We start from the raw sequence: 11,271 nt of genomic DNA, 5'->3' as shown, positions 1-11,271 counted from the left end.
TATTGGAATAAATTCATGATAAAAATTAAAAAAATGGTACAAAGCAAAAAGCTCATATCCAAAATAAGATTTAAAATCATTTCTATCTTACTCAAAATGACCACCTCCAATTTTATTTTATCAAAAAAAGGAGGTAAATATTGCCATGGGAAAAATAATTTTATCAAAAACTTATAAGTTTAAGTTTTCTCTTAACTATGTTGGATTTAAATTTTTTTGGGCACAAAAATACCGCCTCGACTCATCCGTCTTGGCGGCTTGTTTATACATATTTGCTATCGATATCAATATCAAGCCCAAATTCTTTCAGGTCGTATCCCGTAAGATAATCTTTTATTATCGAAAGCACTTCGTTATAAGCTAATATTTTACCTTCGTAAAATTCACTGCCATCTTTTTCTTTTAGAACTTCATCTGCATTTTGAATTATTTCTCGTGTGATATCTTTTAAAATTCCCATCTCTTCATTATTCATTTGAATCACCTCGTTCTTTTAGAATATGCTCCATAATAACCTTTAATTTTGCATTTCTATTAGCATCTTTATGCCATTTTTTAAGCAACCATTTTTTTTTACGTTCATCCAATATTTCCCAATCAGTTATATATTTCGCAGGATTATTTATTTTGTCTTAATGCAATTTAATCTGTTTTTCATAGCTATTAACGGCCTTATGTAATTGTTCATTTGTCCAGTTTGAAGCATCTTGATATTTACCTTAATGCCTGCCACCATTTTGAGCTTCCTGAATAACTTTTTCTGCATAATTATACCATTTTATTGAGTGCTAATTAAGTCATTATACTGTTTCAGTATATTTGCAATAATTCCTCTTGGTGTCTGTCCTGTCATAGCTATTTTTAACTTTTCAGCTACTTTTACTGTTTTATCTTAACAATGTAATTCCTACAAGTTTGGCTATCGGTTTTGATTTTTTGAAAGACAAGCCAAACTTCGATTTTGACATGGCACAGGGGCTTCCCGTGGGACTGCCGGTTGAGACGGTTATCGAATATACCGCAAAAACAAAGGAAAGCATAGTTAGCCCTTTTCTGGAAGAAATATCATACAGGATAAAAGCCGGGGAATCTTTCGAATATGTTTTGCCTTATATCGTGCTCGTGGTATATCCGCTTATTGCGAACATAATCCAGTTCTTCTCCACGGCGTAATCTTTCAAGATCCCCTAAATTTTCTATTTGATCCCATACAAAAATGTTTATTGTGGTATAATATTACAATTGACCTCGGCCATACCGATGCAAGTTACGAGGAAGCCAAAAGGGCATTGGTTTTGGGTGCAAGCCTTGCTACTCATACGTTTAACGGTATGAGAGGGTTTACCCACAGGGAGCCCGGAGCTTTAGGGGCGTTTTTGACGGAGGAAGGAGTCTACTGTGAACTTATTGCTGATTGTGTACACGTAAGTCCGGTTGCGATGAAGATGCTTGTAAAAGCAAAAGGTGCCGATAAGATAATATTAATCACCGATTCCATGATGGCAGCAGGACTTTCGGACGGCGAATATCTGCTATCGGGGCAAAAAGTAATTGTGAAAAACGGTACAGCAACCCTTCCCGACGGCACCCTGGCCGGCTCTACCCTCACTTTAAACCGGGCAATTTACAATATGGTAAATGAGGTAGGCGTAAGCCTTCAGGATGCGGTCAAAATGGCTACATTGAATCCGGCAAAGGCATTAAAACTTATCGGGAAGGGAAGAATTGAAGCGGGGAACGATGCTGACCTCGTGATTTTCGATGAAAACGTGAACATATTAAAGGTGATAAAATCATGAGCAGGCGGTTTGCCTCTTTTTTAAAATATTACGAAAATATGGAGGATTTTTTGGAAAAATGTAGAAATAAGATATAAAGAAGATTTTGTATTTTAAAAGGGGATGATATATTGATTGAAGCGGTCAAAAAAATTGGCGAGCTGATTTTAAAAAAAGAAAATAAAGATTTAGTAAAAATTCTTACAGAAGACCCAGACTGCCAGTACGCAATATGTATCAATTTTGAATACGACGGTGAAAGATTTATTTATTCCTCAGTTAAAATAGAAGAATACGATCCAAATAAGGTATTAAAATACCTTTATCGAAAAGGTTCATCAAGCGGAACAGATATTACACCCACTTCAAGACTTACGGATAAATATAAAGAAGTGATTTCCAAAAAAATATTACCCTGGTTCAATATAATTAAAGATATAGATCTTAGTCAGGAAGAAAGAAGCTTTTTGAAGAATATATATGAAGAGATTTTCAATAACCATTCCGCGATCCAAGAAAGTATCAATGAAATTAAAGAAAGATACAATAAAAAGGATTCTTTTATAGTTACACTGAAATTTATAAAAGAAGATGAAGAATATTATATTGGCGATTTTAATGTATTTAAAAGAATCTTGTTAATAAAGGTAGAAGAAAGAGATTTAAAAGTATTTGAACGAAACAAGGTATGCTCCTTATGCAAACAAAAAAAGGATATTGTGCTCGGAAGCATTGACGTATATAAGTTTTATACATTGGACAAGCCGGGCTTTATAACAGGCGGCTTTAAAGAAAAATCTGCATGGAAAAACTATCCTGTGTGCCCTGATTGCAAGATTCAATTGGAAGAGGGAAGAAATTTTATCGATAATAATTTGTCTTTTAAGTTTTGCGGTATCCCCTATTACCTTATTCCAAAGTTTATGTTTATGGATGACGATTATGCCCTTGAGATTTTATCGATTTTAAAGGGAAGAAATTCAAATAAATCAAAAAAAATCTCGCTGGGAAAAGGAACAGTTAAGAAATTGACGGATGATGAAGATGAATTTTAGATTTGATAAAAGAAGCAAAAGATAATATGACGGTTAATTTTCTCTTTATGAGAAAGATAAATGATGCGGAAAGAATACTTTTAGTAATTGAAGACGTATTTCCTTCCAGGCTCAGAAGGTTGTTTCAAGCAAAAGACGAAATAGATGATTTATTTAATACCAATTTTACGTTTAAGAATATAAGGAATTTTTTCATGAAGGCCGACTCTAATAAAAAAGATACAGACCTGGACAAGTATTTTTTGGATGTGGTTAACAGAATTTTTAAAAACATCAGCATTGATAAGGAATTTCTAATGAAGTTTTTAATGCTCAGAATAAGAGATAAATTTTTAAATGAAGAAGAGACTTTTAATTTTTATTATTCCATAAAGGATGCTTTGATGTTTGTAATGTACCTTTTAAGATTAAAACTGTTGGAAATGGAGGCGGTAAATATGGAAGGTAGAATTTTCGATGAAATATTTAATAAGTACAACCCTACGTTTGAAATGCCCGTGAAGAGAGGGCTATTTTTACTGGGAGCGTTAACCGAATTTCTTTTAAGAAAACAGGCAATGGAAAGAGATAAAAAAATGCCTTTTCTTAAACAATTAAAGAGCTTCAAAATGAATGAAGAAGATTTTAAAGGGCTTCTCCCGAAAGTGCAAAATAAACTTATCGAATATGATGCCTTTACTTTTGGCAGGAGAATGATTGCTGCTGAGATATCCCATTATTTGCTTCAAGCAGGTGATAATTGGGACATGTCCTTGGATGAAATGAACTTCTATTTTGTCTGCGGAATGCATCTTGCAAATGAAGTAAGTGAAATATTGAATAAATATTTCGGAGAACCGAAAGAAATTGCGCAAGAAACGATTAAAGATGATGAAGAAGAACAGCTGGAGATTAATTAAAATTTTAATAAATTAAACTAAGGGGGTATTTTTATGGAATTAATTAAAAGCCATAGTGAAATATTGTTTTTATACGACATTAAGGATGCAAACCCAAATGGTGACCCTGTGGACGAAAACAAACCAAGAATTGATGAAGAAACAGGAGTAAATATCGTAACCGATGTCAGGTTAAAAAGAACTATAAGGGATTATTTGTATGAATATAAAGGACAGGACGTATTTATAAGGGAAATAAGGGATGAAAAAGGAAATTTGAAAACAAAAGAAGAAAGATTATCTCAATTTAGAGACGATCAGGATATTATAAAAAACTGTATAGATGTAAGGCTTTTTGGAGCTACCACGGCCGTTAAAGATAAAACCATGACTTTAACTGGCCCAGTACAGTTTAAATTTGGCCGTTCTCTCCACAGAGTAGATCTTACATACATTAAGGGAACAACAATTATGCCGTCAAAAGAGGACAAAAGGCAGGGTACCTTTACTGAAAAATACATTTTGCCCTATTCGTTGATAGCTTTTTACGGGATTGTAAATAAGAATGCAGCTAAAGTGCAGGAAATACAGCTGACGGAAGAAGATATAAATTTGATGCTCGAAGGAGTCTGGGAGGGCACAAAAACCCTTATTTCCACTTCAAAATTTGGACAAATGCCAAGACTGCTTTTGCATGTAATATATAAAAAAGAGAACTTTTTCATAGGTGAGCTGGACAAGAGGATAAAGTTTGTATCTGCAAAAAGGGACGAAGAAATCAGGGATATTGCCGATGGGGTATTAGAGACACAAGAGTTATATGAGATTTTCAATAAATATAAAGACAATGTAGAAAAAATACAGTACAAGGTAGACGAAAGGATAAAAATTTCACTCGGGGGAAAAGAGAACAAATTTGAAGAGGTGTTCAAAGAATTCAAATTAGAAGAATTACAATTTTAACGGGGAGTAATCTGTATGGAAGTTATAGTGTTTGATATATGGGGAGATTTTGCCCACTTTAAAAAGTTTTATACCACATCTTCGCCCCTGACCTTTTCCTTTCCACCACCTCCCACTTTGAAAGGAATGCTTGGAGCAATTATAGGAGCGGATAAAAAGGAATATTTAGATATATTTTCAAGAGAAAATTGCAAGATCGCGTTAAAAATTATTAATCCTATTAAAAAAGTAAGATACGGTTTAAATCATATAAATACTAAGGGTGGGTATTGGGTTCCTTTAAAGAAAAAAAATCACGAAGCAAGGACGCAAATTAGGACGGAATTTGTAAAATCTCCCAAATACAGGGTATATGTATTTCATAAAAGTGAAGAAATTTTCGATAAATTACGTAGAAACCTGGAAAATCACGAGAGTTTTTTCACATTATCCTTAGGGCTTTCCGAACTTCTTGCAGATTTTGAGTTGATGGGTATTTTTAATTTTCAGGAAAAACAAAACTGTGATAATGTGGTAGAAATAGATTCAGTTATACCGGTGGATGTGATAAAGGATTACGGTATAGTTTTTGAAGAGAATAAGAAGTATTTTAAAGAAAGAATTCCATTGGATATGGACATTGAAAGAGTAGTAGAAAAGTATGAAGATGTAGTATTTGAAGCCGAAGGAAATATCGTTAAGGCCAATGTGCAAAAATACTGGGAGGGTACTAATGGTGAAAGGATTATCTTTTTCTGAATTGTATTCCCATTTGGACCCCAAAAAATTTTTAGAAGAACATCTAAAAAACGTAGCTTTATTAGCAGCCGAAATTATTGAAAGTAAAATATTTAACCTTCCTGAAGAAAAAAAGGATAAAATAAAAAAGACCTGTTTTATCTCGGGTATTTGCCATGATTTAGGCAAATCAACAGCGTATTTTCAGAATTACCTTTTTGCAGATGAAAAAGAAAAAAATAAATTAAAGAATCAAAAAGAAACAAAACATGGTTTACTTTCTGCAGTAATTTCTTTTTTTGCTGTGAAAGAAGAATTTAAAAATGAAGGGGAAAATCTTTTCCCCTTCATATCTTATTTAGCTGTAAAAAAACATCATGGCAATTTAAAAGATGTTATGGAGGAAGTAGTTATATCTGAAAAAGAATTGGAGCTTCTTAAAAATCAGGCTAAAAGCATCGACGATAAAAAGTTTGAAATATTGGCAACAAATTTAAAAGAATGTGGTTTTAATATCCTATTGACAAAAAGCCTTGTTTTTAGATGGATCGAGGATTTACCCGGCGAATTAAGGAGAATAAAAATGAAATTGCGGGATCTTGACAGCAATGATTTTTCTTTGTATCTTACTGTAAATTTAATTTATTCAACATTAATAGATGCAGATAAAACTGATGTGGTAGTGGGTGAAAAGCGAGAAAGTGCAAGTCTGGAATTTGATGAACAAAATGTAGTAATCTATAAAAAATCCAAAAGTTTCCCCAAAAATACTATAAATTCGTTACGGGAAGAAGCCTTTAATGATGTATTAAATAATGAGATGGATTTAAACAATAAAATTTACTCAATTAACCTGCCTACCGGTATGGGTAAAACGCTGACATCCTTAGCGTTTGCGTTTAAGCTGAGAAAAAAATATTTTGATAGGTACGGAGTAAAACCAAGAATTATATATGCTTTACCTTTTTTAAGTATTATTGAACAAAATGGGAAGATAATTGAGGAGTTATTAATAACTAACAGTATTCATCCGTATTCCGATATTTTTTTAAAACACCATCATCTTACCGAGATATCTTATATAACAGAAAAAGAAGAGTATGAGGGAGACAAAGCAGAATTTTTAATTGAAAGCTGGGATTCCCAAATAATAATCACTACCTTTGTTCAGTTTTTTAATGCTATAATTTCTAACAAAAACAGCGCTTTGAGGAGGTTTAACAAGGTATTAAATTCTATAATTATCATAGATGAGATTCAGGCAATACCTGTTAAATACCTAAAATTGATAGAAAAAATAATTTTAGAACTGGTAGAAAAATTTAATACATATGTAATAATATCTTCGGCAACTACTCCAATTTTATTTGAAAATAAAATAAGTAGGCTTAATAAAGAAAGATATTTTAAAATTCTTGACAGGGTAAAAATGAATATCAATATTGATAAAAAACTCGGCTTAAAAGAACTTTTAGAGAACTTGACCTTTGAAAAGGAAAAGAGCTACCTTTTTATATTCAACACTATAAAATGCGCTAGAGAATTTTATGGGTTATTAAAACAAAAGTTTCCAAAAGAAGAAATAGAATACCTTTCTACACATGTAACACCAAAAGAAAGGCTTGAGCGAATAGAAAAAATAAAAAGAAAAAAGATAAAATTTGCTGTAACAACGCAATTAGTGGAAGCAGGAGTTGATATTGACTTTGATGTAGTTTACCGTGATTTTGCGCCATTGGATTCTCTTATTCAATCAGCGGGAAGGTGCAATAGAAACAACACTAATACAGGGGAGGTAAATTTGGTATATTTACAGGATGATAATTCCAGGTCATTTGCTTCATATATTTATGATTCCATACTATTAGAAATTACGCTGGAAATTCTTAAGAAATATGTATCCGTTTCCGAAAAAGAATTTAATGAGATTTTAAAAAAATATTATTCAGAGGTTTCAAATCGCAAATCCTTTAGAGAATCCGATGAAATCCTGAGAGCAGTCGGGCTTTTAAATTATGAGAATAGTGAAGGAGCTATTTCTATTTCTGATTTTAAATTAATAGAAGAAGATTTGCCCAAGATGGAGGTTTTTGTAGAGATAGACGATGAATCAAAAAAATTATGGGAAGATTATGTGCAGTTAAAAAATATAAAAAACATCTTTGAAAGGAGAGAAAAGTTTAATAAATTTAAATCCGATTTTTATAAGTATGTTATTTCGATTCCTTTAAAAACGGAAAATATGCCTCCAATAGTAGAAGGTTTTGGTTACATTAATAAAAACAGCTTAAGGCAGTATTATGATAATGTAACGGGATTTAAGTGTGAAGGAGAAGTTGCCATATGGTAAGGCTTGTTAACGGGACTCTTGTCCAGAGTTATATGATCTGCAAAAGGCAGGCATGGCTTATGTCGCGGCAGATAACCCCTGATCAGCAAAATCCTTATATTGAACTGGGAAGGCTTATCGATGAAGAAAGTTACGGAAGGGATAAAAAGAAGATAAACCTTGAAAATATAATAATTGATTTAATACGTAATAAAGATGAAGAAATATTAATTGGAGAAGTTAAAAAAAGCTCCAGAGCCAAGGAAAGTGCCAGAATGCAGCTTTTGTTTTATCTTTACGTTCTCAAAGAAAAAGGTTTAAATACCAAAGGGATTCTTTTATTTCCGGAAGAAAAAAAGAAGGAATTAGTAGAATTAACCGAAGAGCAGGAGATTAAAATCAAAAATATTATTGAGGAAATAGAGTATATAATTTTGCAGGAATTGCCTCCGCCATTTAATAAAAATAAATTTTGTTCAAAATGCGGGTATAAGGAGTTTTGCCTATCATGAAGAAAGCATTGTATATCTTTTCAAGCGGTGAATTAAAAAGAAAGGATAATACGATATATTTTGAAAATGAAGAGGGAGTAAAATACATCCCAGTAGAAAACACCAGTGAAATTTATATATTTGGAGAAGTAAATTTAAATAAAAGATTCCTTGAATTTTTAACGCAAAATGAAATACTGCTTCATTTTTTCAACCATTACGATTATTATGTAGGAAGTTTTTATCCGAGGGAATTTATGAATTCGGGGTATATGATATTAAAACAGGCAGAACATTATATTGAAAATGATAAAAGAATGTATCTGGCAAAGGAGTTTGTTCAGGGTGCTTATAAAAATATTTGTCAGGTATTAAGATATTACAGTAATAGAGGTAAAAATTTACAGGAATATGAGCAACAAATAGAAAAACTTGCTGAAAAAATAAATGATTGCAGAGATACAAGTGAATTAATGGCAATAGAAGGAAACATAAGGGAGACATATTATCAAGCTTTTGATGAAATTATAGAAAATCCGGATTTTAAATTTCAAAAAAGAACTAAAAGGCCACCAAAAAATAATTTAAATGCCTTAATAAGTTTTGGAAATTCTATTATCTATACTGTAATTTTGGGAGAAATTTATAGAACCCATCTTGACCCGAGGATAGGGTATCTTCACGCTACTAATTTTAGGAGGTTTACTTTAAATTTGGATTTATCAGAAATTTTTAAGCCCATAATTGTGGACAGAGTAATATTTACATTGATTGGGAGAAATATGATAAAGGACGAAGATTTTGAAAGCAGTACTGAAGGATTAATACTTAAAGAAAATGCAAAAAAACAATTCATTCAAGAAATGGAAAACAAGCTTCAAACTACTTTTAACCATAAAACCCTCGGCAAAAATGTTTCTTATAGAAGATTAATAAGATTAGAACTATATAAACTTGAAAAACATTTAATAGGCGAAGAAAATTATAAAGCCTTTACAGCAAAGTGGTGATATATGTTTATTATATTGGTTTATGATGTTTGCGAAAAAAGAGTAGCCAGAGTATTGAAAACATGCAGAAAATACCTTCACTGGGTTCAAAATTCAGTATTAGAAGGAGAAATCTCAGAAGCAAATTTTAAAAAATTAAAATTGGAGTTAAAAAGAATAATAAACGAAAAAGAAGATTCAGTGATATTTTATATTTTAAGAACTACAAAATATTCGGAAAGAGAAACAATGGGGATAAAAAAAGGCGGGGAAGAACAATTTATATAAAAATTATATAAAAATTTTATTGTCGTCGACCTCCGATAGTGCAAAAACCCCTGGAGGTCGACGACTTTTTTGAGAATCTAAATAAAACCCTGAAATACTTGAAATTACTGAAAGTTATGCTAAAATAAAAAATGATGGGACAAATTTAAAATAAGAATTTTAGCGAACTAAAATCCTTATTTTTTCCGGAATCCAACGCGTTTTTAGCCTACCTATAAGGGATTGAAACTATATTTGTTGTTTCGTAATCTTTCTTAACATCATATCGTTTTTAGCCTACCTATAAGGGATTGAAACCTTTGCTGCCGGACAAGAACGTAATCGCCAGGCATTATCCGTTTTTAGCCTACCTATAAGGGATTGAAACCTGGGCAAAATCCAGTATAGAGAGACTTGCTCAACTGTTTTTAGCCTACCTATAAGGGATTGAAACAGATGGGCAAAAATGATTACGTAAGGGGTGGTTTTAGGTTTTTAGCCTACCTATAAGGGATTGAAACCAGACATCATCAATAGTGATCGTAGTGCGTTTCTGTGGTTTTTAGCCTACCTATAAGGGATTGAAACCCTCTCTTTTGACAATTAATCCCAAATCTTCAAGCGTTTTTAGCCTACCTATAAGGGATTGAAACAAGCGGCGCTCCAGCTCTTCGTAGCAGATACGTTTTGTTTTTAGCCTACCTATAAGGGATTGAAACAGTCCCCGCACTATAGAAGCTTACGAGGCAGGGAAGGTTTTTAGCCTACCTATAAGGGATTGAAACCTATTTCAAATCGTTCTTTATCGCAGATATATTCTAGTTTTTAGCCTACCTATAAGGGATTGAAACCCTAAACCTTTTATCAACTGTGCACCCTTCTTAATTGGTTTTTAGCCTACCTATAAGGGATTGAAACAGTACACTGTAGGCAGTATGGACATGAATCGGAACAGTTTTTAGCCTACCTATAAGGGATTGAAACGATTCATCAATACCTATTCCCCATCTTCTCCCAAAATGTTTTTAGCCTACCTATAAGGGATTGAAACATATTACGTCATATCCAAACTTCCTATGCTGAGAAGTTTTTAGCCTACCTATAAGGGATTGAAACTTCTATAGTTCTGCCTGCCGATTTCGGTAGCTATCCCCCGTTTTTAGCCTACCTATAAGGGATTGAAACGTATATCAAGAGTTTATATATACGGAATTGGTATTGTGTTTTTAGCCTACCTATAAGGGATTGAAACTCTCTTAGGTATTCTATCGTGCGGCAATACACGTGAGTTTTTAGCCTACCTATAAGGGATTGAAACAAGGTTCTGAGCAGGGCATCGAGTTTTTTGAGTCCTGTTTTTAGCCTACCTATAAGGGATTGAAACTTTGAAATAGCATAAATCTCCCCCTTATCATCAACAGTTTTTAGCCTACCTATAAGGGATTGAAACAGATAGGATTAAAAGATTTGTATTATGCTAAGCTTAGTTTTTAGCCTACCTATAAGGGATTGAAACACGTATGATGGTTCTATATCGGGCTACGAGTGGAAGTTTTTAGCCTACCTATAAGGGATTGAAACTGGCCGTAGCCGAGTTAGCCACCACGTTCATAGCTGGTTTTTAGCCTACCTATAAGGGATTGAAACTGCTCTCCCCTCCTTTGCCCCTCCTGCCACCGGGGTGGTTTTTAGCCTACCTATAAGGGATTGAAACATGATTCAGAAACTTGCGGATATTCTCAGTATGCTTGGTTTTTAGCCTACCTATAAGGGATTGAAACACAATTGCGCATTTTTTGCTTTT

General features: G+C 32.9%; 10 protein-coding genes, 1 pseudogene and 1 CRISPR repeat array. Of the genes and pseudogenes, 9 read left to right on the top strand and 2 right to left on the bottom strand.

The features are described 5' to 3' along the window. Window positions 1-262: 262 nt before the first annotated feature. Window positions 263-475, bottom strand: a complete 213-nt coding sequence (locus tag ACPLOV_RS10620; RefSeq protein ID WP_424911145.1) for a transposase — start codon at window positions 473-475, stop codon at window positions 263-265. 147 nt (window positions 476-622) lie between these two features. Next, entirely contained in the window at window positions 623-766 is a 144-nt protein-coding gene (locus ACPLOV_RS10615; protein ID WP_424911144.1) for a hypothetical protein, read from the bottom strand. Window positions 767-936: 170 nt separating this feature from the next. On the opposite strand from ACPLOV_RS10615, the gene ACPLOV_RS10610 reads away from it, so the two are divergent. From ACPLOV_RS10610 to cas2, 9 genes and pseudogenes are all read left to right on the top strand, one after another. Then, window positions 937-1,173, top strand: coding sequence for a hypothetical protein (locus ACPLOV_RS10610; RefSeq protein WP_424911143.1), 237 nt, complete (start codon window positions 937-939; stop codon window positions 1,171-1,173). Between the two features lie 50 nt (window positions 1,174-1,223). Next, window positions 1,224-1,799 (top strand): N-acetylglucosamine-6-phosphate deacetylase, encoded by a 576-nt coding sequence (locus tag ACPLOV_RS10605; protein WP_424911142.1) that lies wholly within the window; start codon window positions 1,224-1,226, stop codon window positions 1,797-1,799. Between the two features lie 110 nt (window positions 1,800-1,909). Further along, window positions 1,910-3,732 (top strand): annotated as a pseudogene (locus tag ACPLOV_RS10600) (TIGR02556 family CRISPR-associated protein). 33 nt (window positions 3,733-3,765) lie between these two features. Then, the gene (gene cas7b / locus ACPLOV_RS10595; protein ID WP_424909690.1) at window positions 3,766-4,674 is read left to right on the top strand and encodes a type I-B CRISPR-associated protein Cas7/Csh2; all 909 of its coding nucleotides are present in this window, start codon (window positions 3,766-3,768) and stop codon (window positions 4,672-4,674) included. 15 nt (window positions 4,675-4,689) lie between these two features. After that, window positions 4,690-5,412: a type I-B CRISPR-associated protein Cas5b gene (gene cas5b, locus ACPLOV_RS10590; protein ID WP_424909689.1), complete on the top strand. Its 723-nt coding sequence runs from the start codon at window positions 4,690-4,692 to the stop codon at window positions 5,410-5,412. Then, window positions 5,387-7,741, top strand: coding sequence for a CRISPR-associated helicase Cas3' (gene cas3, locus ACPLOV_RS10585; RefSeq protein WP_424909688.1), 2,355 nt, complete (start codon window positions 5,387-5,389; stop codon window positions 7,739-7,741). Before cas5b ends, cas3 begins: the two co-directional genes overlap by 26 nt. Further along, entirely contained in the window at window positions 7,735-8,232 is a 498-nt protein-coding gene (gene cas4 / locus ACPLOV_RS10580) for a CRISPR-associated protein Cas4 (protein WP_424909687.1), read from the top strand. Before cas3 ends, cas4 begins: the two co-directional genes overlap by 7 nt. Continuing rightward, window positions 8,229-9,221 (top strand): type I-B CRISPR-associated endonuclease Cas1b, encoded by a 993-nt coding sequence (gene cas1b, locus ACPLOV_RS10575; protein WP_424909686.1) that lies wholly within the window; start codon window positions 8,229-8,231, stop codon window positions 9,219-9,221. Before cas4 ends, cas1b begins: the two co-directional genes overlap by 4 nt. 3 nt (window positions 9,222-9,224) lie before the next feature. Then, on the top strand, window positions 9,225-9,488 hold the full coding sequence (cas2, locus tag ACPLOV_RS10570; protein ID WP_424909685.1) for a CRISPR-associated endonuclease Cas2: 264 nt from the start codon (window positions 9,225-9,227) through the stop codon (window positions 9,486-9,488). Window positions 9,489-9,687: 199 nt separating this feature from the next. Beyond that, window positions 9,688-11,248: direct repeats of the CRISPR family, unit length 30 nt; unit sequence GTTTTTAGCCTACCTATAAGGGATTGAAAC. Between the last annotated feature and the right edge of the window lie 23 nt (window positions 11,249-11,271).

Origin of the sequence: Thermovenabulum sp. (genome assembly GCF_049723235.1) — a bacterium.
Classification (GTDB): Bacteria; Bacillota; Thermosediminibacteria; order Thermosediminibacterales; family Thermosediminibacteraceae; genus Thermovenabulum.
The sequence above is the reverse complement of the archived record's forward strand: the minus strand, read 5'-3'. Positions and strand labels throughout refer to the sequence as shown.